Consider the following 22,392-nt stretch of genomic DNA (forward strand, 5'->3'; position numbering starts at 1 on the left):
CAAGCAAGGTATACAGGGGTATAGCTCAATTGGCAGAGCGTCGGTCTCCAAAACCGAAGGTTGTAGGTTCGATTCCTACTGCCCCTGCCACTTGAATGTGGCCCCCAACAAGCCCGCCAGACCCTGGCGGGCTTCGGTGTCTTAAGTGATGCCGTGACTAGGAAGCAGGAAATACTCAAAGATGGCCACTTCACAGGTTGAAACTGTCAATACAGGCGCAGACAAGGCCAAGCTCGCAGCGGTAGTGGCGTTGGTCATTGCCTCCGTTGCGGGCTTTTATTTGTTGAGCAAGCAAGGCGCTGTCGTGCAGTGGGCGGCATTGATCGTCGGGCTGGTTGCGGCTGCGGCGGTGTTTTTGGTGTCGGAATCGGGGCGGCAATTCGTCGCGTTTGCCAAAGACGCATGGCGCGAAGTGAAAAAGGTGGTCTGGCCTACGCGCAAGGAAACCTTGCAGATGACGGCCTATGTGTTTGCCTTTGTGGTCATCATGGCGCTTTTTCTGTGGTTCACGGACAAGACGCTGGAGTGGGTCTTGTACGACTTGATTTTGGGTTGGAGAAAGTCATGACGACCGCTGCGGAAATCACGGGAGCACAAGCTCCTGCAGGCGCTTCTGCCTCGGCCAATCCAGACCTGCGCTGGTACATTGTCCATGCCTATTCAGGCATGGAAAAAGCGGTCGAACGCAACATTCAGGAGCGCATCGGCCGTTCTGGCATGCAAGACAAATTTGGTCGGATCTTGGTGCCGACCGAAGAAGTCGTGGAAATGAAGAACGGTCAACGCAAGACGACGGAGCGTCGCTTGTTCCCTGGCTATGTGTTCGTTGAGATGGTGATGGATGACGATACCTGGCACTTGGTGAAGCACACCAACAAGGTCACAGGTTTCGTGGGCGGCGCCAAGAACAGGCCTGCCCCCATCTCGGAAGACGAAGTGCAAAAGATCGTCAGCCAGATGCAGGAAGGCACCGACAAACCACGCCACAAGATCGAGTTCATGGTGGGCGAGTTGGTGCGCGTCAAGGAAGGTCCTTTCACGGACTTCAATGGCTCTGTCGAGGAAGTCAATTACGAAAAGAGTCGCGTGCGCGTCTCTGTGATGATTTTCGGTCGCTCGACCCCTGTGGAGCTGGAGTTCGGACAGGTCGAAAAGACATAAATCTGTCGAGGACAAGCCTGACTGCCTCGGCAGTCAGGGCAAAGATTTTGGACGCCGCACTTTTCGGCTCGGTGCGGACGTCGTCACAGTGAGTCGTTAACCCGGGGAGCTGGTGGTTGCATGGTGCAACACAAGCGTTATGACCCGTCAGGAGTAAAGCATGGCGAAAAAAATCGTCGGTTTTATCAAGCTGCAAGTTCCAGCTGGTAAGGCCAATCCATCCCCACCGATCGGCCCAGCACTGGGTCAACGTGGCCTCAACATCATGGAGTTCTGCAAGGCATTCAATGCGCAGACCCAAGGTGTGGAGCCAGGTCTGCCACTGCCCGTGGTCATCACGGCGTTCGCAGACAAGAGCTTTACCTTCATCATCAAGACGCCGCCTGCGACGACTCTGATCAAGAAGGCCATCAAGCTCGAAAAGGGTTCTTCCAATGCCCTGAAGACCAAGGTTGGCAAGATCACGCGCGAACAGCTCGAAGAGATCGCCAAGACCAAGATGAAGGACATGAACGCCGCTAACGTTGACGCTGCTGTCCGTACGCTGGCTGGTTCTGCGCGCTCGATGGGCGTGACGGTGGAGGGTTTGTAAATGGCCAAGTTGACGAAAAAGCAAAAGGCCCTGCAGGGCAAGGTTGACAGCACCAAGCTGTACGCTTTTGCAGACGCAGTGGCGCTCGTGAAAGAAGCTGCAACGGCCAAGTTCGATGAATCCATCGACGTGGCAGTGCAATTGGGCATCGATGCCAAGAAGTCGGACCAAGTGGTGCGTGGCGCCGTGGTGCTGCCCAATGGCACTGGCAAGACGACCCGTGTCGCTGTGTTTGCACAAGGCGCCAAGGCGGAAGAAGCCAAGGCTGCGGGTGCTGACATCGTTGGCATGGACGACTTGGCTGCCATGGTCAAGGCTGGTGACATGCCTTTCGACGTGGTGATTGCTGCCCCCGACGCTATGCGCGTTGTGGGTACGCTGGGCCAGATTCTGGGCCCTCGTGGTCTGATGCCTAACCCCAAGGTTGGCACCGTGACTCCTGACGTTGCCACGGCTGTGAAGAACGCCAAGGCTGGTCAGGTGCAGTTCCGCGTGGACAAGGCCGGTATCGTGCACAGCACCATTGGCCGCCGTTCGTTCGACAACGAAAAGCTGCAAGGCAACCTGGCTGCGCTGATCGATGCACTGAACAAGGCCAAGCCAGCTTCGAGCAAGGGTCTGTACCTGCGCAAGGTCGCTGTGTCCTCCACGATGGGCGTTGGCGTCCGCGTGGATACGCAATCCATCGCAGCGTAATTGCGATTGAAATCTTCGGGCCTTTTTCAAAGGGCCTGATGTGGTGGGCTGTGGGTGGTGCAATACCTGCCTGCAGGCCATCCAAGACCGTTGGTGTGTGGCTCGCCGCACTTAATCCCCTTGCGGGGCCAACGCAGATGGCGATCCCGCTGCAGATGGAATTCGTTCCGAAACAGTTGGTCGCTGCAACAAGAGCGCGCAGGAGGGTGCAAGCCTGAGTGCGCAATTTAAGGAGTAGACCTTGAGTCTTAATCGCAGTGAGAAAGAAGCGGTCATCAGTGAAGTGACCAGCCTCGCCGCTAAAGCTCAAACGCTTGTGATCGCGGAATACCGTGGCATCACGGTCGCCGACATGACCAAACTGCGCGTTGATGCTCGCAGCAAGGGTGTGAGCCTGAGTGTTCTGAAGAACACCCTGGCCCGCCGTGCTGTGGCAGGCAGCCAGTTTGACGTGGTGGCAGACCAGATGACCGGTCCCCTGATCTATGGCTTCTCCGAAGACGCCGTGGCTGCCGCGAAAGTGGTGGCTGACTTTGCGAAGACCAACGACAAGTTGGTGATTCGCGGTGGCGCTTTCGGCGGTAAAGCCCTGGACGTCAACGGCGTGAAGCAACTGGCCAACATTCCTTCCAAGGAAGTTCTGCTGGCTCAGATTTGTGGCTTGCTTATGTCCCCCATGTCGCGTACAGCCGTTGTGCTGGGCGCACTGGCGGCGAAAAAAGGCGAAGGCGCAGCCGCACCGGCCGCCGAACCTGCAGCAGCTTGATAGCTGGGCAGTCAACCAACACAATTGTTAGGAAATCAAAATGGCATTCGATAAAGACGCATTTTTGACCGCGCTGGACAGCATGACGGTTCTGGAACTCAATGACCTGGTGAAGGCCATTGAAGAGAAGTTTGGCGTGAGCGCTGCAGCTATGGCTGCTCCTGCTGCCGCTGGTGGTGGCGCTGGCGCCGCTGCTGCTGAAGAAAAGACGGAATTCAACGTGGTGCTGACCGAAGCCGGCGCCAACAAGGTGTCCGTCATCAAGGCAGTGCGCGAAATCACCGGCCTGGGCCTCAAGGAAGCCAAGGACCTGGTGGACGGCGCTCCCAAGAACGTCAAGGAAGGCATTGCCAAGGCCGACGCCGAAGCAGCCGTCAAGAAGCTGGTGGAAGCCGGCGCCAAGGCCGAACTCAAGTAATTCGGTCTTGCTCAAGGGCTGGAGTGCTCCTCAAAGGGCCTCCAGCCTTTGGTGCTTTCAGAGAGCACCCGTAAGCCCCGTCTGCAACGAGGCTTTCGAGTGTCTTCTGACAACCCCGACAGCAGAAGACGCCTTGGTTCGGGTGATGTGCAACGCATCACCGTCCGCCATGGTTGGTAGTGGCCAACCGCCAAGCCCGTAAGGACCACGCTCCTTGCGGGTCAGTCGTCGAAGACCCAGGACTCATGTCTTTGCCCGGAGATCTCATGGCCTATTCCTACACCGAACGCAAGCGAATTCGCAAAAGTTTCGGCACCCGCGATAGCGTGCTCGAAGTTCCTTATCTGCTGCAGATGCAGAAGGATGCATACACCGCTTTCCTGCAGGCAGATACAGCACCCCAGAAAAGAACCATCGAAGGCCTTCAGGCTGCATTCGACGCTGCCTTCCCCATCGTCTCCCACAACGGTTTTGTGGAGATGAAGTTCATTGAGTACAACCTGGCAAAGCCTGCCTTCGATGTGCGTGAGTGCCAGACGCGTGGTCTGACGTTCGCCTCGGCCGTGCGCGCCAAGGTGCAACTGATCATCTATGACCGCGAGTCCTCGACGTCGCAGTCCAAGGTGGTCAAGGAAGTGAAGGAGCAAGAGGTCTACATGGGTGAAGTGCCCCTGATGACCGACAAGGGCTCGTTCATCATCAACGGCACGGAGCGCGTGATCGTGTCGCAGCTGCACCGGTCGCCAGGCGTGTTTTTCGAGCATGACAAGGGCAAGACCCACAGCTCGGGCAAGCTGCTGTTCTCGGCTCGGATCATCCCGTACCGCGGCTCCTGGCTCGACTTCGAGTTCGACCCCAAGGACATCCTGTACTTCCGCGTGGACCGTCGCCGCAAGATGCCGGTCACGATTCTGCTCAAGGCCATCGGCCTGAACCCCGAGTCCATCCTGGCGAACTTCTTCGTCAACGACAACTTCCGTCTGATGGACAGCGGTGCGCAGATGGAGTTTGTCTCCGAGCGCCTGCGTGGCGAAGTGGCACGTTTCGACATCACCGACAAGTCGGGCAAGGTGGTTGTGGCCAAGGACAAGCGCGTCACGGCCCGTCACACCCGCGAACTGGAGCAGTCTGGCACCACGCACATCAGCGTGCCAGAAGACTTCCTGATTGGCCGTGTGGTCGCTCGCAACATTGTGGACGCCGACACGGGCGAAATCATCGCCAAGGCCAATGAAGAACTGACTGAAGCGCTGCTCAAGAAGCTGCGTACTGCCGGCGTGCAAGACCTGCAGGTCATTTACACGAACGAACTGGACCAAGGCGCCTACATCTCGCAGACCCTGCGCATCGATGAAACGGTGGACGAGTTCGCTGCCCGCGTGGCCATCTACCGCATGATGCGCCCCGGCGAGCCGCCCACAGAAGACGCCGTGCAGGCCCTGTTCCAGCGCTTGTTCTACAACCCCGACACGTACGACCTGTCGCGCGTGGGTCGCATGAAGTTCAACGCCAAGATTGGCCGCGACGAATCCACCGGCCCTATGGTGCTGTCCAACGAAGACATCCTGGCCGTGGTCAAGATCCTGGTGGACCTGCGCAACGGCAACGGCGAAGTCGATGACATCGATCACCTGGGCAACCGCCGCGTGCGCTGCGTGGGCGAACTGGCCGAAAACCAGTACCGCACAGGCCTGGCGCGTATCGAAAAGGCTGTGAAGGAGCGTCTGGGCCAGGCCGAGCAAGAGCCTCTGATGCCCCATGACCTGATCAACAGCAAGCCGATCTCGGCAGCGCTGAAGGAATTCTTCGGCGCGTCGCAGCTGTCACAGTTCATGGACCAGACCAACCCGCTGGCGGAAATCACGCACAAGCGCCGTGTATCTGCCCTCGGCCCAGGCGGTCTGACCCGTGAACGTGCAGGCTTCGAAGTGCGTGACGTGCACGTGACCCACTACGGTCGCGTCTGCCCAATCGAAACGCCTGAAGGTCCCAACATCGGTCTGATCAACTCGCTGGCTCTGTACGCCCGCCTGAATGAGTACGGTTTCATTGAGACCCCGTACCGTCGTGTGGTGGATGGCAAGGTGACCAACGACATCGACTATCTGTCGGCGATCGAAGAAGGCAAATACGTGATTGCGCAGGCCAATGCGCAGCTCGACAAGGACGGTCGTCTGACGGGCGAACTGGTCTCAGCCCGTGAAAAGGGTGAGTCGATTCTGTGCGGCGCAGACCGCGTGCAGTACATGGACGTGTCGCCCGCGCAGATCGTGTCGGTGGCAGCCTCGCTGGTGCCATTCCTGGAGCACGATGACGCGAACCGCGCGTTGATGGGCGCCAACATGTCGCGCCAGGCCGTGCCTGTGCTGCGTCCTGAAAAGCCCCTGGTCGGTACGGGCATTGAGCGCGTGGCCGCTGTGGACTCGGGCACCGTGGTGACCGCTACACGTGGTGGTATCGTGGATTACGTGGATGCCACCCGTATCGTGGTCCGCGTGAACGACGACGAAGCCGTGGCCGGTGAAGTGGGTGTGGACATCTACAACCTCATCAAGTACCAGCGTTCCAACCAGAACACCAACATCCACCAGCGTCCTATCGTCAAGAAGGGTGACAAGCTGGTCAAGGGTGACGTCGTGGCCGACGGTGCATCGACGGACTTTGGCGAAATCGCCATCGGCCAGAACATGCTGATCGCGTTCATGCCCTGGAACGGCTACAACTTCGAAGACTCGATCCTGATCTCCGAACGCGTGGTGTCCGAAGACCGCTACACCTCGATCCACATCGAAGAGCTGGTGGTCATGGCTCGCGACACGAAGCTGGGTGCAGAAGAAATCACACGTGACATTCCGAACCTGTCGGAACAGCAACTGAACCGTCTGGACGAGTCCGGCATCATCTACGTAGGCGCTGAAGTGCAACCCGGCGACACGCTGGTCGGCAAGGTCACGCCCAAGGGCGAAACCACCCTCACGCCTGAGGAGAAGCTGCTGCGCGCCATCTTCGGCGAGAAGGCTTCCGACGTGAAGGACACGTCGCTGCGCGTGGACCAGGGGTCGTCCGGCACCGTGATCGACGTGCAGGTGTTCACCCGCGAAGGCATCCAGCGTGACAAGCGCGCCCAGCAGATCATCGACGATGAACTCAAGCGCTTCCGTCTGGACCTGAACGACCAGCTGCGCATCGTGGAGGCCGACGCCTTTGATCGTATCGAGAAGCTGCTGACCGGCCGCGTGGCCAACGGCGGCCCACAGAAGCTCGCCAAGGGCACGAAGATCGACAAGGCCTATCTGGCTTCCGTCGAAAAGTTCCACTGGTTCGACATCCGCCCTGCGGAAGACGAAGTCGCCACCCAGCTCGAATCCATCAAGAACGCGCTGGAGCAAACGCGCCACAGCTTCGACCTGGCCTTTGAAGAAAAGCGCAAGAAGCTCACGCAAGGCGACGAGCTGCCTGCTGGCGTGCTCAAGATGGTCAAGGTGTACCTGGCCGTCAAGCGCCGTCTGCAGCCTGGCGACAAAATGGCTGGCCGCCACGGTAACAAGGGGGTGGTGTCCAAGATCGTTCCGGTCGAAGACATGCCCTACATGGCCGACGGCACGCCTGCCGACATCGTTCTGAACCCGCTGGGCGTGCCCTCGCGGATGAACATTGGTCAGGTGCTGGAAGTCCACCTGGGCTGGGCCGGCAAGGGCATTGGTCAGCGCATCGGCAACATGCTCCAGGAGCAGGCCAAGGCGTCCGAGCTGCGCACCTTCCTCGAAGAGGTGTACAACTCTCGCGGCCGCAAGGAAGACCTGTCGCAACTGAGCGACGACGACCTGATGGCCATGGCGGAAAACCTGACGAGTGGTGTGCCTTACGCTACCCCCGTGTTTGATGGTGCTTCGGAAGAAGAAATCAAGGACATGCTCAAGATCGCCTACCCGGACGATATTGCTGAGCGCAAGGGCCTGACACCGACCCGTACACAGGCTTATCTGTTTGATGGCCGCACGGGCGAGCGCTTTGAGCGCCCGACCACCATCGGCTACATGCACTACCTGAAGCTGCACCACTTGGTGGACGACAAGATGCACGCCCGCTCGACCGGTCCTTACTCGCTCGTCACGCAGCAGCCGCTGGGTGGTAAGGCACAGTTCGGTGGCCAGCGTTTCGGGGAAATGGAAGTGTGGGCGCTGGAAGCTTACGGCGCCGCCTATGTGCTGCAGGAAATGCTGACCGTGAAGTCCGACGACGTCGTGGGCCGTACCAAGGTGTACGAGTCCATCGTCAAGGGCGAACACGCCATCGAAGCCGGCATGCCGGAATCGTTCAACGTGCTGGTCAAGGAAATCCGTTCGCTGGGCCTGGACATCGAGCTGGAACGCTCCTAAGCAGAAAAGGAAAGAGTCACTATGAAATCGCTACTCGACCTGTTCAAGCAATTCACGCCGGACGAGCATTTCGATGCCATCCGCATCGGCATGGCTTCGCCCGAAAAGATCCGTTCGTGGTCTTTCGGCGAAGTGAAGAAGCCCGAAACCATCAACTACCGCACATTCAAGCCCGAGCGTGACGGTCTGTTCTGCGCCAAGATTTTTGGTCCTATCAAGGACTACGAATGCCTGTGCGGCAAGTACAAGCGCCTCAAGCACCGCGGTGTGATTTGCGAGAAGTGCGGCGTTGAAGTCACGCAGACCAAGGTGCGTCGCGAGCGCATGGGCCACATTGATCTGGCCGCGCCTTGCGCTCACATCTGGTTCCTGAAGTCGCTGCCTTCGCGTCTGGGCCTGGTGCTCGACATGACGCTGCGCGACATCGAACGCGTGCTGTACTTTGAAGCGTACGTGGTGACCGACCCCGGCATGACCCCGCTGAAGAAGTTCAGCATCATGTCCGAGGACGACTACGACGCCAAGCGCAAGGAATACGGCGACGAGTTCATCGCCAAGATGGGCGCCGAAGGCATCAAGGACCTGCTGGAATCCATCGACATCGACCTGTCGATCGAACGCCTGCGCGGTGACCTGACCGGCTCCGAAGTCAAGGTCAAGAAGAACGCCAAGCGTCTGAAGGTGCTCGAAGCCTTCAAGAAGTCGGGCATCAAGCCCGAGTGGATGGTGCTCGAAGTGCTGCCCGTGCTGCCACCGGACCTGCGTCCGCTGGTGCCACTGGATGGCGGCCGCTTCGCTACGTCCGACCTGAATGACCTGTATCGCCGGGTCATCAACCGCAACTCGCGTCTGCGCCGCCTGCTGGAGCTGAAGGCCCCTGAAATCATCGCCCGCAACGAAAAGCGGATGCTGCAGGAAGCCGTCGACTCGCTGCTGGACAACGGCCGCCGTGGCAAGGCCATGACGGGCGCCAACAAGCGCGCGCTGAAGTCGCTGGCCGACATGATCAAGGGCAAGTCCGGCCGTTTCCGCCAGAACTTGCTGGGCAAGCGCGTGGACTACTCGGGTCGTTCCGTGATCACCGTGGGCCCAACGCTCAAGTTGCACCAGTGCGGTCTGCCCAAGCTGATGGCGCTGGAGCTGTTCAAGCCTTTCATCTTCTCGCGCCTCGAAGCCATGGGCATCGCGACGACGATCAAGGCCGCCAAGAAGGAAGTCGAATCCGGCACCCCCGTGGTGTGGGACATCCTGGAAGAGGTCATCAAGGAACACCCCGTGATGCTGAACCGTGCACCTACGCTGCACCGTTTGGGCATCCAGGCCTTTGAACCCATCCTGATCGAAGGCAAGGCCATCCAGCTGCACCCCCTCGTCTGCGCGGCCTTCAACGCCGACTTCGACGGTGACCAGATGGCTGTGCACGTCCCGCTGTCGGTGGAAGCACAAATGGAAGCCCGCACGCTGATGCTGGCCTCCAACAACGTGCTGTTCCCCGCCTCGGGCGAACCCTCCATCGTGCCTTCGCAGGACGTGGTGCTGGGTCTGTACTACGCCACCCGTGACCGTATCAACGGCAAGGGTGAAGGCCTGGTGTTCGCTGACACCGGCGAAGTGCAGCGTGCCCTGGACGCTGGCCAGGTCGAACTGGCTGCCAAGATCACGGTGCGCATGACCGAGTGGACCAAGGACAAGGCCACGGGCGAGTTTGTGCCCTCGACCTCGCTGGTGGAAACCACTGCAGGCCGCGCACTGCTGTCCGAGATCCTGCCCAAGGGCCTGCCGTTCAGCAACATGAACAAGGCGCTGAAGAAGAAGGAAATCTCCAAGCTCATCAACGTGAGCTTCCGCAAGTGCGGCCTGAAAGAAACCGTGGTGTTTGCAGACAAGCTGCTGCAAAACGGTTTCCGCCTGGCTACGCGCGCCGGTATCTCCATTGCCATCGACGACATGCTGGTGCCTCCGCAGAAGGCCGGCATCATTGAGCGCTCCGAGAAGGAAGTCAAAGAGATCGAACAGCAGTACGTGTCCGGTCTGGTGACGTCTGGCGAGCGCTACAACAAGGTGGTGGATATCTGGGGCAAGGCCGGCGACGAAGTGTCCAAGGTGATGATGGCCCAGCTGTCCAAGCAGAAGGTCACCGACCGCCACGGCAAGGAAGTGGACCAGGAGTCTTTCAACTCCATCTACATGATGGCCGACTCCGGTGCCCGCGGCTCTGCTGCCCAGATCCGTCAGGTGGCTGGTATGCGGGGTCTGATGGCCAAGCCAGACGGCTCGATCATCGAGACGCCCATTACCGCGAACTTCCGCGAAGGTCTGAACGTGCTGGAGTACTTCATCTCCACCCACGGTGCCCGTAAGGGTCTGGCCGACACGGCGCTGAAGACGGCGAACTCCGGTTACCTCACCCGCCGTCTGGTGGACGTGACGCAAGACCTGGTTGTGACCGAAGAAGATTGCGGCACGGCCAATGGTTCGCTGATGCGCGCCATCGTCGAAGGCGGTGAAGTGATCGAATCGCTGCGCGAGCGTATCCTGGGCCGCACTGCGGCTGAGGACGTGCTGCACCCCGAGAACCGTGCGGTGCTGGTCGAAGCTGGTGTGATGCTGGACGAAGACCTGATCGAAGAGCTGGAAGCCGCTGGCGTGGACGAAGTGAAGGTGCGCACGGCCCTGACCTGCGAAACCCGCTACGGCCTGTGCGCCAAGTGCTACGGCCGCGACCTGGGCCGCGGTGGCCTGATCAACCTCGGCGAAGCCGTGGGTGTGATCGCTGCCCAGTCCATCGGCGAGCCCGGCACGCAGCTGACCATGCGTACGTTCCACATCGGTGGTGCCGCTTCGCGTGCAGCCATCGCGTCGAGCGTGGAAGCCAAGTCCAACGGCGTGATCGGCTTCAACGCCACGATGCGCTACGTGAGCAACACCAAGGGCGAGTTGGTGGTGATTGCACGTTCGGGTGAAATCATCATCCAGGACGAGCATGGCCGCGAGCGTGAGCGCCACAAGGTGCCTTACGGTGCGACGCTGACGGTGAAGGCCGACCAGCAGATCAAGGCCGGTACGATCCTGGCCAACTGGGACCCGCTGACGCGACCCATCATCACCGAGTTCGCCGGCCAGACCAAGTTCGAGAACGTCGAAGAAGGCCTGACGGTGGCCAAGCAGGTCGATGAAGTGACCGGTCTGTCCACGCTGGTGGTGATCGATCCGAAGCGCCGTGGTGCCGCCAAGGTGGTGCGTCCGCAGGTGAAGCTGATCGACGCCCAGGGCAACGAAGTGAAGATCCCTGGTACCGACCACTCGGTGACCATCGGCTTCCAGGTCGGTGCTCTGATCCAGGTGCGCGATGGCCAGGACGTGGGCCCCGGCGAAGTGCTGGCGCGTATTCCGGTCGAAGGCCAGAAGACCCGCGACATTACCGGCGGTCTGCCCCGCGTGGCCGAGCTGTTCGAAGCCCGTACACCGAAGGACAAGGGCACCCTGGCCGAAATGACCGGTACCGTGTCGTTCGGCAAGGAAACCAAGGGCAAGGTTCGCCTGCAGATCACTGACCCTGAAGGTCGCGTGTTCGAAGAGCTCGTGCCCAAGGAAAAGAACATCCTGGTGCACGAAGGCCAGGTGGTGAACAAGGGCGAATCGATTGTGGACGGCCCGGCCGACCCACAAGACATTCTGCGTTTGCTGGGTATCGAAGAACTCTCGCGCTACATCGTCGATGAAGTGCAGGACGTGTACCGCTTGCAGGGCGTGAAGATCAACGACAAGCACATCGAGGTGATCGTTCGCCAGATGCTGCGCCGCGTCGTGGTCGAGAACGTCGGCGAGTCGAACTACATTGCCGGCGAGCAGGTCGAGCGCTCCGAGATCCTCAACACCAACGAGGCACTGCAGGCCGAGGGCAAGATCCCTGCGACCTACAGCAACCTGTTGCTGGGTATCACGAAGGCATCTCTGTCTACCGACTCGTTCATCTCGGCCGCTTCCTTCCAGGAAACGACCCGTGTGCTTACCGAGGCTGCCATCATGGGCAAGCGCGACGAGTTGCGTGGCCTGAAGGAAAACGTGATCGTGGGTCGCCTGATCCCTGCCGGCACGGGTCTGGCCTACCACCAGGCACGCAAGGCCAAGGACGCCATGGACGACGCCGAGCGCCGCGCCATCGCCGAAGCCGAAGCCGCCGAAATGGCAGCCCAGTCGGACGCCTCGGATGTGGACAGTGGCAGCGTCACTGCCACCGACGCAGCGGCAGACTGATAGAAAACAGCAAGGCCTCCCTCAGGCCCTGCTGCGGTCGCCACAGCGCCCCCGTCCTGTCCCAGGCAGGCCGGGGGCGTTTTTGATGGACGCGTGTCTTTTCACCGCCCGTCGTTTGTTTCAACTTTTTGTTTTTCCGGCCGCGACGGGTGCAGCAGCATCCGCTCCGGCAACTGTGCATGCTGTGGTCGTCGCCCCTCTTCTGGATTGCTTTTGCCGTCTTTCTGTTCTGGGCCCTGGGGGCCTACAACCGTCTGATGCGCCTGCGCTCGGCCGTCGTTCAGTCGTTCGGCAGTTTTGACGCGCACATGGTGCGGCTGGTGGCGTTGCTCGGCGAGTTCGGGGCGGCGCAGACCGTACAGCGCGGCAGCTTGCTGGCCGATGCCGGGGCACAAGAGCTGGCCGCGCTGCAGGGCGCCGTGACGCAATTGAGTGCGTCGCTGGCCGTGGCGCGCGCCCGCCCGTTGCAGGGCGATGCGGTGGCCGCGTTCACGGCCGCCCGTGAAGTGCTGCGAGCGACCTGGGCCACCGCCTTGCAGAAGTTGCTGGCCGACCCTGCACAGCCAACAGCGTTGGTCCCGACCGCTGATGCCGGTACGGTAACCCCAGGGTCTGCGCCCGTGGTCCTGTCCGTGTGGCAGGTGCGCTGGGACGAACACGCCGTGCAGAACGAGCAAGCGATTCGCGTGTTCAATGAGGCCGTGGTGCAGTACAACAGTGCCATTGCCCAGTTTCCGGCCAGCCTGCTGGCCTGGGTGTTCGGGTTCAAGGCGGCACGTGCGCTGTAACCCGTTTTCAGGATCACGATGACTCCACCTCCCCAGCACCGTCCCCGCCGCACCGGTGGCAACGCGCCGCGTCCCATGCGCGCAGGCTCCGGCCTGCAGTCTCCGCAGGCGGGTTCTGCTGCGGTCTCATCCGATAGGGCGACTCCGTCGAGTGCCACGACGGTTCCTCTGTGGCGGTTGCTGACAGCGGTGGCTGGCGCCTTGCAGGCGATCCGCGGTGGGCAGTCCGGCACGGCAGCGCTGGCGGCTATAGAGATCGCGCTGCGCCCTGGCGCGCAGGCCCTGTTGTTCCAGGTATTGCGCCAGGCCGGGCGGGCCGAGGCCCTGCGCCGACAGCTGGCCGCCCGTGCCCCCGCACCCGCCGCCGATGCGCTGCTGTGCAGCGCGCTGGCGCTGTGCTGGGACCCGCAGGCCTCGCCCTACGAACCCTTCACCCTGGTGAACCAGGCGGTGGAGGCGGCCAAGCACCACCCGGCCACCCGCGCGCAGGCCTCGTTCATCAACGGCTGCCTGCGCCGTTTTCTGCGCGAGCGCGACGCCCTGGTGGCCGCCACCGACAACGATCCCGTGGCGCGCTGGAACCATCCGGCGTGGTGGGTGCAGCGCCTGCGCAAGGACCACCCCCAGCACTGGGAGCAGATCCTGCAGGCCAACAATGCCCACGCACCCATGGTGTTGCGGGTCAACGAACAAAAATGCACGGTAGCGCAGTATTTACATGCCTTGGATGCTATTGGTTTAGGAGCGATTGTGGTGGGCCAGCATGGCGTCGCGCTGCGTCAGGCGGTGCCCGTTCAGTCGCTGCCACACTTTGCGGAGGGCTGGGTGTCCGTGCAGGACGCCGCCGCCCAGCAGGCGGCTCCTTTGCTGCTGCAAGGGCTGGATCTAAGTCAGCCCTTGCGCGTGCTCGACGCCTGCGCCGCCCCCGGCGGCAAGACGGCGCACTTGCTGGAGATGGCGGGTCCGCAGTCTCCCTTGCAGGTCACGGCGCTGGAAATCGATGCCACACGCAGCGTCCGCATTGGTGAAACCCTGCAGCGCCTGGGGCTGACGGCCCAGGTCCTGGTGGCCGATGCTGCCCGCCCGCAGGACTGGTGGCAGTCGCAGTGCGGCGGCGTCCCGTTCGACGCCATCCTGCTCGACGCACCGTGCACCGCGTCCGGCATTGTGCGTCGCCATCCAGACGTGCGCTGGCTGCGCCGTGAATCCGACATTGCCCAGCTGGCAACCCTGCAGGCGGCCCTGCTCAAGGCCCTGTGGCCGCTGTTGCGTCCCGGCGGGCGCCTGCTGTATTGCACTTGTTCCGTCTTCCGGGCAGAGGGTGATGCCCAGGTGCAAACGTTTCTTGCACACAACACCGATGCGCAAATGCTGCCGTCGCCGGGGCATTTAATTCCCGGCAACGCGGACAAGGTCGGGGCTGTCCCGGACAATCTGACCGGTGAGCACGACGGCTTTTTTTACGCACTGTTGCAAAAATCGGCGCAATGAGCCCTGGGGCATGCGCTGGTGGCTGGTGTGTGCATGGTTTGTGCTGTTTTGGGGGACGGTGCTCTGCTGGGTGCCGCAGGCCGTAGCGGCACAGGCGGCCTCCTCCGAGGTGGGTGACCTGCGCCTCGAACGCGGGGACGACGGTCTTTACCTGAGCGCCAACCTGCAATTTGAACTGCCCGAGCTGGCCGAAGACGCCTTGCAAAAAGGCATTCCCATGTTCTTCGTGGCCGACGCCCAGGTGCTGCGCGACCGCTGGTACTGGTCCGACCGGCAGGTGGCCGAGACCACCCGGTACTTCCGCCTGAGCTACCAACCGCTCACCCGCCGGTGGCGTCTCAACATCTCCTCCACGCCTTTCACCAACAGCGGGCTGGGCGTGGTGCTGGGTCAGAATTTTGACAATTACGCCGATGCCTTGTCGTCGATTCAGCGTTTTTCACGCTGGAAGATCGCTGAACGGGATGTGATCGAGTCCGATGCCGTGCATACGGTGAACTTCCGCTTCCGCCTCGACATGTCCCAGCTGCCCCGTCCTTTCCAGATCGGCGCGGTCGGCCGGTCGGGCTGGAACCTGCTGGTGTCCCGCAGCCAGCGCCTGGGCGCAGAGCCAGTCAAGTGAGCACGTCCCCCCCATCCACCGGCGTTTCGGCATCGACCCACGCCACCGCCCGCCAGTCCCGCGCAGTGCGCTGGGCCGTGGGCGTGGGCGCTGCCATCATGTCGGCCATCGGTCTGGTACTGCTGTTCTTGCTGACGCTGGCCACCAACAACCGTGTGCTGTACGAGCGCAACTACGCCTGGCTCTTCGGCGTCAACGTGTTTGTAGCGCTGCTGCTGCTGCTGGTGCTGGGCTGGGTGGCGGTGCGCCTGGGCTTGCGCCTGCGCAAGGGGCGCTTTGGCAGCCGCCTGCTGGTCAAGCTCGCAGCCATTTTTGCGCTGGTGGGGCTCATGCCGGGGCTGCTGATCTATGTGGTGTCCTACCAGTTCGTCACGCGCTCCATCGAAAGCTGGTTCGACGTGAAGGTGGAGGGGGCTCTGTCTGCGGGCGTCAACCTGGCCCGCGTGTCGCTGGACTCGTTGGCCACGGACATGGCCGCCAAGACCCGCAATGCCAGCGCCCAGGTGGCCCAGGTGCCCGATGCCGCTGCAGGCCTGGTGCTGGAGCGTATTCGCGACCAGCTCGGCGCGACCGACGTGGTGCTCTGGAACGCGTCCGGTCAGGCGGTGGCCAGCGCGGGGCAGTCGCGCTTCAGCCTCAACCCCGAGCGGCCCGGCGCTGCCTTGCTGCGCACGGCGCGCCAGCAGCGCGCCACGGCGCAGATCGAAGGGCTGGACGACATTTCCGACCCGGCTGCCGCGCAGAACGCGCGGGTCAAGGTGCTGGCCCTGGTCAGCAGCCCCAGCGTGGGCCTGTTGATGGAGCCGCGCTATCTGCAGGCCACCTTGCCCCTGCCGCCAGCCTTGGTGGCCAACGCCATCGCCGTGCAGGAGGCCAATCGTGAATACCAGGAGCGTGCGCTGGCCCGGGGCGGGCTGCGGCGCATGTATGTGGGCACGCTCACGCTGAGTCTGTTCCTGGCGGTGTTCGGCGCTGTGCTGCTGGCGGTGCTGCTGGGCAACCAGCTGGCGCGGCCCTTGTTGGTGCTTGCAGAGGGGGTGCGCGAGGTGGCTGCGGGCAATCTGAGTCCCAAGGCCGCGCTGCAAAGCAAAGATGAGTTGGGTGGGCTGACGCGCTCGTTCGCGCTCATGACCCAGCAACTGGCAGACGCGCGCCAGGCGGTGGAGCAGAGCATGGGCGAGGTCGATGCCTCCCGCGCCAACCTGCAGACCATTCTGGACAACCTTACGGCGGGTGTCATCGTGCTGGATGCGCAGGGGCTGATCCGTTCGTCCAACCCCGGCGCCACCCGCATCCTGCGCGCTCCCATGGCCGCTTATGAGGGGAGGCCTCTGTCCGAAGTGCCGGGCCTCGCAGAGTTTGCCGCGTCGGTCCAGGGCCATTTCGATGCTTTTTTGGGGGACCATGAACGCCATGGCCTGGACCATTGGCAGCAGCCGTTCGAGCTGCATGCCTCCTCCGGCGGCGCCGGACAACATGCCACCAGCCTGGTAGCGCGAGGTGCCGAGCTGCCCGATGCCACCCGACTGTTGGTTTTTGACGACATTTCGGAGATCGTTTCGGCCCAGCGTGCGCAGGCCTGGGGCGAGGTGGCGCGACGGCTGGCGCACGAAATCAAGAACCCGCTGACCCCCATCCAGCTGTCGGCCGAGCGCCTTGAAATGAAGCTGTCGGGCAAGCTGCCGGACCCTGAACAAGCCATCCTCGCCAAGTCCGTCAAGACCATCGTGGACCAGGTAGATGCGATGAAGCGACTGGTCAACGAGTTCCGCGATTACGCGCGCTTGCCTGCCGCCGAACTGCATGCGCTGGACCTCAATGCCCTGGTCGCCGACGTGCTCCATTTGTATGGGGCAGAAAACGCCACCGTGCCTGTAGAAGCCGAGCTGGACCCGCGCTGCCCCTGGATTGCGGGCGATGCGCAGCAGTTGCGCCAGGTCGTACACAACCTGCTGCAGAACGCCCAGGACTCGACCGAGCAGGCCCGCGCCGGGGCCTCCGAGCCCGTGCCGCCGGTGCGCATCAGCACCCGCTGGAGCGAATCGTCACGCCGTGTGCGGCTCACGGTATCGGACAGCGGCGGGGGCTTTCCGTCCCACATCCTGCAGCGCGCTTTCGAACCCTATGTCACCACCAAACCGCGCGGCACCGGCCTGGGTTTGGCCGTCGTCAAAAAGATCGCAGATGAGCACGGAGCGCGCATCGAACTGTCCAACCGCACCGAAGAAGGCGTGGTGCGCGGCGCCCAAGTGTCGTTATCATTCGCCCCTGAACCAGCGGTGGCGTCATAACAACACCGCCCCGCAGTACCTCCCCAAGGCGCTTCAACACACATGGCAAACATTCTGGTGGTCGACGATGAGCTCGGCATTCGTGATCTGCTGTCGGAAATCCTGAACGACGAAGGTCACAGCGTAGACCTCGCAGAAAATGCGACCCAGGCCCGAGCCGCCCGGGCAGGCAACAGCTATGACCTGGTGCTGCTGGACATCTGGATGCCCGACACCGACGGCGTCTCGTTGCTCAAAGAGTGGGCGACGGCGGGCGTGCTCACCATGCCGGTCATCATGATGAGCGGCCACGCCACCATCGACACGGCGGTGGAGGCCACGCGCATCGGCGCTTTCTCGTTCCTCGAAAAGCCCATTACCCTTCAAAAGCTGCTCAAGGCCGTGGAGCAGGGCCTGGCCCGCAACGCGGCCCACCAGGCTGCACCCGTGGCTGCTGTGTCCGCACCCGCTGCCGCTCCGGCCGATCCGACGTTCTCGCAGCTGCCTGCCGTTTCTGCGGTGATGGCGGGGGTGGACCCCGGCCCCCACGCCCACCAGGGGTTTGACCTGGATCGCCCCCTGCGCGAAGCGCGCGATGGTTTCGAGAAAGCCTACTTCGAGTTTCACCTGGCCCGCGAAGGCGGCTCCATGACGCGCGTGGCCGAAAAGACGGGCCTGGAGCGCACCCACCTGTACCGCAAGCTGCGCCAGCTGGGCGTGGATTTGGGGCGCGGCAAGCGCGGCTGATCAATTAATTTGTGCCTTTTGCCGGAAGCACTGATTTTTCTGGCTATAATTTGAGGCTCAGGCCCGGTAGCTCAGTCGGTAGAGCAGAGGATTGAAAATCCTTGTGTCGGTGGTTCGATTCCGCCCCAGGCCACCAAAATTTCTCTTTGTGAATCAACGGTTTACGAAGAGATGCAAAACAAGCGACCCGTAAAACAGGTCGCTTTTTTGTTTTTCTGACGCAGGTTCTGACACTTGCACTGGGAAAGCAATGCGTATGGTTGGCAAGTCACTGCGCTTCATTGCGCGATGACGACCGCATTGAGCTCGGCGATGTCCGACTTCTTTGCGGCCAAAGAGGGGCGCTTTCGACTGCAGTTTTTTTGCCGAAAGGCTAAAGAAACGTCGCTGTACTCGATTCCACATCTGGAGTTGTTTATGGTTGTCAGTCTCTCATTGCTGTCTGCGCTCAATGCAGTCGGCGCGTTCCCTGCCTCGCTGTACGGCCCCATAAGGCCCCTGGCGCCTCGGATGGAGGTGCGCTATGGCTAAGCCCTATCAAGAGGGGAAAGGCTGGTGCGTACGCGCTAGGCACGAAGGTCACGACGTCTACCTGTCCGGCTATCCGACCAAAGCTGCTGTTCTCAAGGCTATGAGTCTGCGCAAAGTCGAGATTGACCGGGGTCGGGCGCCTCGTCAGCCCGGGCCGGAGCGCACGACGCTGGGCCAGGCAATGCAGACATATGCTCTAGAGCGCCTGCGCTTCCTTAAAGGCGCTGTCCAAGATGCAGTACGCATCAACAACTATCTGCGTTCCGCTGGACTCGACCTGCTCGAAGTGAAGTGTCTGGCCCAGGAAGAGGGGCAGCAAGGCCAACAGGACATGGGTGCGCGGAACGTGTATTTCCGCGTCTCGCTCAAGCCTCATACAACAGAGCGGAAAATCCCTAAAGGTCTGAGCGCGCACCGAGCTGCGCAGTTGACGAAGAACGCGAACACAGAGCGTTATCGTGCCGTTTTGGCATGCAGGCGCATGTCCGACATCACGCGAAGCGACGTACAGCAGTTCATGAATGCCATGGTCGATGATGGCAACGCAGCAGCCACGGTATCGCTAGAGCGTGCTTTGCTGCGGGGAGTGTTCAACTACGCTCGCACAACCTGGCGCTGGCTTGAGCATCGAGAAAACCCGTGCACGAGCCTTAAGCTGCCGCCGGTGAAGAACGTGCGCAAACGCTGTATGTCAGCTGAAGAGCAGGCCGCCATGGACTTGGCTATTGCTTCATGCCGAAACACTCTTGTCGGACCTACAGTTGCGTTGCTCAGAGAGACGGGTATGCGCACTTCTGAGCCGCTTGCACACGCGCGCTGGAAGAATGTCGACTGGAACCGGCGAATTCTCACACTCGGAGATGGAAAAACTGGCGCGCGCGAAGTGCCGCTCTCTCCGGCGGCGATACAGGCGCTGCGTGAACTGAATCCCGGTGCTCCGGATGACCCTATTGTTCGCATCACTTACGAGGCCTTGAGGGGCGCGTGGAATGATGCATGTAAGCGTGCAGGGGTTACCAATCTACAGCTGTATGACTTGAGGCGCACTGCCGCTACGCGCATGGGTTTGAAAACAGGAAATGTGTTCCTGGTGCAAGCACTTACTGGGCACAAAACGATTGAGATGGTCATGCGCTACATGAACATTACCGCTGACGATGCGGTGGCTGTTCTGCATGCGTCTCCAGAAACACCAGCTTCGGCGCCGAGAGTTCCATCGGGGGCTGCACAAAGCAATAGCAATCAGACATTGACGATGACGACTGAGCAGCTGCGCGAGTTCGCCGCCATGGCTGTGACAGCTGCACGTTCGGCGGAGTTGAGCGGAGCTGGCTCAGATGGTGTTGCCGTGGAGGCGACGAATGTCGTGCGCCTGCCTGTGCGACAGGGGGCTAAGCAAGCTTCGCGATAGAGATGTGCTGCTTCAGGCTCCGACTCCAAGCTCGGGTAGGGCAGGTTTGTGGCCCCCGTGCGGGAAATGTCTCCTGGGCTCAAGCGCTATAGCGGTCCTCTATTAGCACTAGAAATTGCCGCGAGGCAATTTTTTAGTGCGAATGAGTAGGTCGGTGCCTGTTCTGATAATGGTGTTCTACGCCGTTTTCTGACTGTGCCAGATGCTTTGATTATCAGTATAGAAATCAATACTGACAGAACAAAACTAGACCGGCCCGCGGGGTTGATTCACAACAAGGTGACAGGGCTCGGATTTTTGGTTCCAATCGCTGGATGCTGAGTGCTGACAATCCCTGTGAATATCAAAGTAGCCATTATTCGTTGGTACTTCCCAATGCCTCAAGCTGTGAGATATTCTGGTGAAAGGAGAGGGCGGTCGGCTCTTGTACTTGGATTTTGATGGTGTTCTTCACCATGAGAATTGCCTTTGGCATCCTCGGCGTGGTGCTTATCTTGTAGCGCCTGACGGATATACGCTTTTTCAGCACGCTCCGCTTCTAGAGAAGCTACTAGAACCATACCCGGATATAAGAATAGTGCTGAGTACGTCTTGGCTGCGCCGTTACGGGTACTCGGCGACTGCAAAACGACTTCCTCAGAATCTACGGGAACGCGTTATCGGCGCAACCTTCCACTCTAAGATAGACGAAGGGTATTTCACTAACTTGCCTCGTGGGCAGCAAGTTTATGAAGATGTGTTACGGCGAAAACCACTTGCGTGGTTGGCTCTAGATGACAACACAGATGGGTGGCCAGATGAATATCTGGAGAATTTTGTGCGTACGCATGAGCAGGAGGGTATTTCCGACCCTGAGACCCATGCGCGATTCGTAGAAAGGCTCAGATGGCTAGGGAGTGCGGGTAGTAAAAGCAATCTTTAGAGGCCTTTCCAAGGCTGTGGGGCGAGTAGTTAGTTCTTTGAAATTTGGAACGCAGATTGAGATGATTAGTGAGTTCAGTGACGAAGAAGAGCAAGAGGAGTCGGATGAGGTAGTTCGAGAGAGGGCTGAGAGATATATCAGAGAGGTTGACCTTCGGATTGCAGCTTTCCAGAAAGAGCGGTCAGAACTACCGGAGTCTGCTCCTCAAGTACGAAAAAAACGACTGTTGGACCCACTTCCAGCCCTCATTGCCGCTAAGCAAGGTGAGGAAGCTAGACGGGAGACTGAAGTAGAGGCGCGGATTCGAGAAGCCGTCGAAAAAGCTATTGCCAGAGAGTGTGCGCTAACTGAGCACTACCAGCGCGGAGGGTGAGCGGGAGTTAATGAGTGGTCTCTCGTCCTTTCGCTCCGCGCTTGCGCTTACGTACGAGGGCGCCAGCGCTCCTGGCTTGCAAATTGATTTCTGCGCCAAGTTGCGATGGTTCGTTGCGACCAGTAAAGGAATCGCCCCATTCGGACGCCGGGTGGGAAATCACCTGATTTCACGAGGTTGTCGACTGTACGAATTGAGATGCTTAGCGCGCGGGCAACTTGTTGCTTATCAAGCAGCGCTTGCTCATCATTGAGCGTATGGCAGCGCTCATCAGTTTGATTATTCATGTGTATCTGCCTATTGGAAGATACGTATAGCGGATGGTGGTTTATATTTTTGACACGGCTGTTTAATTTTATGGTCGATATTAGAATCCTCTTCTACATTCTGTGTCCATGCGAAGAGTAACGTTATTTCTGGATTTCGATGGCGTTACGCATCCTTTGCACTGTCACGAGAGTAAGCATTTTTGTTGGCTCTCGGGTATCGAAGACGTACTTCGGCACGTGCCTTCAACCGAAGTTGTTGTTAGCAGCACCTGGCGAATCCAATACCCGCTTGTGGCTTTGAGGGCGAGATTCAGTGCTGACGTCGCTGAGAGAGTTGTCGGTATGACACCTCATCAGGTGAGTCTCGATGCGGTTCCTGAACGGTTTTTGGGGTTTCCACGACATGCCGAGTGCATAGCGTGGATGCGGGCTAATAGGCAAAGCCATGATGTATGGCTTGCGATTGATGACCGACCTTATCTTTTCGAACCGTTTTTTTCGGGTGTCGTAGTTACGGACAGTCGTTTTGGTGCCACAGGTGATGCACTCGAAAAATTAAGACACGATTTGGAGCGTCTTGCCCTGAGTCTTTAGGCGTGCAAGATGTCAGCAGGGGCCAGCAAACGCAGCAGTCGCGAAAGCTGCTCGAAGAGTCTAGGTAATTCGAGTCAGAGTGCCAGCGGCCGGGTCGGCTATTAC

18 protein-coding genes and 2 tRNA genes are annotated in these 22,392 nt (G+C 60.4%); 19 read left to right on the plus strand and 1 reads right to left on the minus strand.

The features are described from left to right. Positions 1 to 14: 14 nt before the first annotated feature. From N4G42_RS02215 to N4G42_RS02300, 18 genes are all read left to right on the plus strand, one after another. A tRNA-Trp gene (locus tag N4G42_RS02215) sits at positions 15 to 90 on the plus strand. 91 nt (positions 91 to 181) lie between these two features. Continuing rightward, a complete protein-coding gene (gene secE / locus N4G42_RS02220; RefSeq protein WP_056641821.1) occupies positions 182 to 568 on the plus strand; it encodes a preprotein translocase subunit SecE in 387 nt (128 codons plus the stop codon). Further along, positions 565 to 1,161, plus strand: coding sequence for a transcription termination/antitermination protein NusG (nusG, locus tag N4G42_RS02225; protein WP_015012231.1), 597 nt, complete (start codon positions 565 to 567; stop codon positions 1,159 to 1,161). Before secE ends, nusG begins: the two co-directional genes overlap by 4 nt. 160 nt (positions 1,162 to 1,321) lie before the next feature. Continuing rightward, positions 1,322 to 1,753 carry a 50S ribosomal protein L11 gene (gene rplK, locus N4G42_RS02230; RefSeq protein ID WP_008907082.1) on the plus strand — a complete coding sequence of 144 codons (432 nt, stop codon included), beginning with the start codon at positions 1,322 to 1,324 and terminating at the stop codon, positions 1,751 to 1,753. Beyond that, on the plus strand, positions 1,754 to 2,449 hold the full coding sequence (rplA, locus tag N4G42_RS02235; protein ID WP_056059944.1) for a 50S ribosomal protein L1: 696 nt from the start codon (positions 1,754 to 1,756) through the stop codon (positions 2,447 to 2,449). It abuts the gene before it with no gap. 241 nt (positions 2,450 to 2,690) lie between these two features. After that, the gene (rplJ, locus tag N4G42_RS02240) at positions 2,691 to 3,215 is read left to right on the plus strand and encodes a 50S ribosomal protein L10 (protein WP_034695835.1); all 525 of its coding nucleotides are present in this window, start codon (positions 2,691 to 2,693) and stop codon (positions 3,213 to 3,215) included. A 40-nt stretch (positions 3,216 to 3,255) separates the two neighbouring features. Beyond that, entirely contained in the window at positions 3,256 to 3,633 is a 378-nt protein-coding gene (gene rplL / locus N4G42_RS02245; RefSeq protein WP_008907085.1) for a 50S ribosomal protein L7/L12, read from the plus strand. A 266-nt stretch (positions 3,634 to 3,899) separates the two neighbouring features. Beyond that, positions 3,900 to 8,012 (plus strand): DNA-directed RNA polymerase subunit beta, encoded by a 4,113-nt coding sequence (gene rpoB, locus N4G42_RS02250; protein ID WP_056745841.1) that lies wholly within the window; start codon positions 3,900 to 3,902, stop codon positions 8,010 to 8,012. A gap of 21 nt (positions 8,013 to 8,033) precedes the next feature. Then, complete coding sequence (gene rpoC, locus N4G42_RS02255) at positions 8,034 to 12,269, plus strand: DNA-directed RNA polymerase subunit beta' (protein ID WP_056745839.1); 4,236 nt, start codon at positions 8,034 to 8,036, stop codon at positions 12,267 to 12,269. A gap of 179 nt (positions 12,270 to 12,448) precedes the next feature. Then, the gene (locus N4G42_RS02260) at positions 12,449 to 13,057 is read left to right on the plus strand and encodes a LemA family protein (protein WP_260665999.1); all 609 of its coding nucleotides are present in this window, start codon (positions 12,449 to 12,451) and stop codon (positions 13,055 to 13,057) included. 75 nt (positions 13,058 to 13,132) lie between these two features. Then, positions 13,133 to 14,548, plus strand: coding sequence for a 16S rRNA (cytosine(967)-C(5))-methyltransferase RsmB (gene rsmB / locus N4G42_RS02265; protein WP_409557791.1), 1,416 nt, complete (start codon positions 13,133 to 13,135; stop codon positions 14,546 to 14,548). 10 nt (positions 14,549 to 14,558) lie between these two features. Beyond that, on the plus strand, positions 14,559 to 15,170 hold the full coding sequence (locus tag N4G42_RS02270) for a DUF4390 domain-containing protein (protein WP_108498076.1): 612 nt from the start codon (positions 14,559 to 14,561) through the stop codon (positions 15,168 to 15,170). Continuing rightward, complete coding sequence (locus N4G42_RS02275) at positions 15,167 to 17,461, plus strand: ATP-binding protein (protein WP_260666001.1); 2,295 nt, start codon at positions 15,167 to 15,169, stop codon at positions 17,459 to 17,461. Before N4G42_RS02270 ends, N4G42_RS02275 begins: the two co-directional genes overlap by 4 nt. Before the next feature lie 42 nt (positions 17,462 to 17,503). Beyond that, positions 17,504 to 18,187 carry a response regulator gene (locus N4G42_RS02280; RefSeq protein WP_060986598.1) on the plus strand — a complete coding sequence of 228 codons (684 nt, stop codon included), beginning with the start codon at positions 17,504 to 17,506 and terminating at the stop codon, positions 18,185 to 18,187. 60 nt (positions 18,188 to 18,247) lie between these two features. After that, positions 18,248 to 18,323 (plus strand) — tRNA-Phe (locus N4G42_RS02285). 152 nt (positions 18,324 to 18,475) lie between these two features. Beyond that, positions 18,476 to 18,718: a hypothetical protein gene (locus tag N4G42_RS02290; RefSeq protein WP_260666002.1), complete on the plus strand. Its 243-nt coding sequence runs from the start codon at positions 18,476 to 18,478 to the stop codon at positions 18,716 to 18,718. Further along, entirely contained in the window at positions 18,711 to 20,129 is a 1,419-nt protein-coding gene (locus N4G42_RS02295) for a tyrosine-type recombinase/integrase (RefSeq protein ID WP_260666004.1), read from the plus strand. The genes N4G42_RS02290 and N4G42_RS02295 overlap by 8 nt, the downstream gene beginning before the upstream one ends. A gap of 400 nt (positions 20,130 to 20,529) precedes the next feature. Then, a complete protein-coding gene (locus tag N4G42_RS02300) occupies positions 20,530 to 21,051 on the plus strand; it encodes an HAD domain-containing protein (protein ID WP_260666006.1) in 522 nt (173 codons plus the stop codon). Between the two features lie 420 nt (positions 21,052 to 21,471). On the opposite strand, the gene N4G42_RS02305 is transcribed toward N4G42_RS02300, so the two are convergent. Next, positions 21,472 to 21,711: a helix-turn-helix transcriptional regulator gene (locus tag N4G42_RS02305; RefSeq protein ID WP_260666007.1), complete on the minus strand. Its 240-nt coding sequence runs from the start codon at positions 21,709 to 21,711 to the stop codon at positions 21,472 to 21,474. Positions 21,712 to 21,819: 108 nt separating this feature from the next. Between N4G42_RS02305 and N4G42_RS25620 the strand changes: the two genes are divergently transcribed. Then, on the plus strand, positions 21,820 to 22,287 hold the full coding sequence (locus N4G42_RS25620; protein ID WP_409557790.1) for an HAD domain-containing protein: 468 nt from the start codon (positions 21,820 to 21,822) through the stop codon (positions 22,285 to 22,287). Positions 22,288 to 22,392 lie beyond the last annotated feature (105 nt).

The sequence above is a fragment of the Acidovorax sp. K2F genome, assembly GCF_025246485.1.
Taxonomy (GTDB): Bacteria; Pseudomonadota; Gammaproteobacteria; order Burkholderiales; family Burkholderiaceae_C; genus Acidovorax; species Acidovorax delafieldii.

What these genes read in the sequence shown, in the direction of transcription:
- rsmB (WP_409557791.1), top strand. Translation starts at nt 13,133, where the DNA reads ATGCGCGCAGGCTCCGGCCTGCAGTCTCCGCAGGCGGGTTCTGCTGCG.
- rplL (WP_008907085.1), top strand. Translation starts at nt 3,256, where the DNA reads ATGGCATTCGATAAAGACGCATTTTTGACCGCGCTGGACAGCATGACG.
- N4G42_RS02270 (WP_108498076.1), top strand. Translation starts at nt 14,559, where the DNA reads ATGCGCTGGTGGCTGGTGTGTGCATGGTTTGTGCTGTTTTGGGGGACG.
- N4G42_RS02295 (WP_260666004.1), top strand. Translation starts at nt 18,711, where the DNA reads ATGGCTAAGCCCTATCAAGAGGGGAAAGGCTGGTGCGTACGCGCTAGG.
- N4G42_RS25620 (WP_409557790.1), top strand. Translation starts at nt 21,820, where the DNA reads ATGCGAAGAGTAACGTTATTTCTGGATTTCGATGGCGTTACGCATCCT.
- N4G42_RS02290 (WP_260666002.1), top strand. Translation starts at nt 18,476, where the DNA reads ATGACGACCGCATTGAGCTCGGCGATGTCCGACTTCTTTGCGGCCAAA.
- nusG (WP_015012231.1), top strand. Translation starts at nt 565, where the DNA reads ATGACGACCGCTGCGGAAATCACGGGAGCACAAGCTCCTGCAGGCGCT.
- N4G42_RS02305 (WP_260666007.1), bottom strand. Translation starts at nt 21,711, where the DNA reads ATGAATAATCAAACTGATGAGCGCTGCCATACGCTCAATGATGAGCAA.
- rpoB (WP_056745841.1), top strand. Translation starts at nt 3,900, where the DNA reads ATGGCCTATTCCTACACCGAACGCAAGCGAATTCGCAAAAGTTTCGGC.
- rplK (WP_008907082.1), top strand. Translation starts at nt 1,322, where the DNA reads ATGGCGAAAAAAATCGTCGGTTTTATCAAGCTGCAAGTTCCAGCTGGT.
- secE (WP_056641821.1), top strand. Translation starts at nt 182, where the DNA reads ATGGCCACTTCACAGGTTGAAACTGTCAATACAGGCGCAGACAAGGCC.
- rplA (WP_056059944.1), top strand. Translation starts at nt 1,754, where the DNA reads ATGGCCAAGTTGACGAAAAAGCAAAAGGCCCTGCAGGGCAAGGTTGAC.
- N4G42_RS02280 (WP_060986598.1), top strand. Translation starts at nt 17,504, where the DNA reads ATGGCAAACATTCTGGTGGTCGACGATGAGCTCGGCATTCGTGATCTG.
- rpoC (WP_056745839.1), top strand. Translation starts at nt 8,034, where the DNA reads ATGAAATCGCTACTCGACCTGTTCAAGCAATTCACGCCGGACGAGCAT.
- N4G42_RS02260 (WP_260665999.1), top strand. Translation starts at nt 12,449, where the DNA reads ATGCTGTGGTCGTCGCCCCTCTTCTGGATTGCTTTTGCCGTCTTTCTG.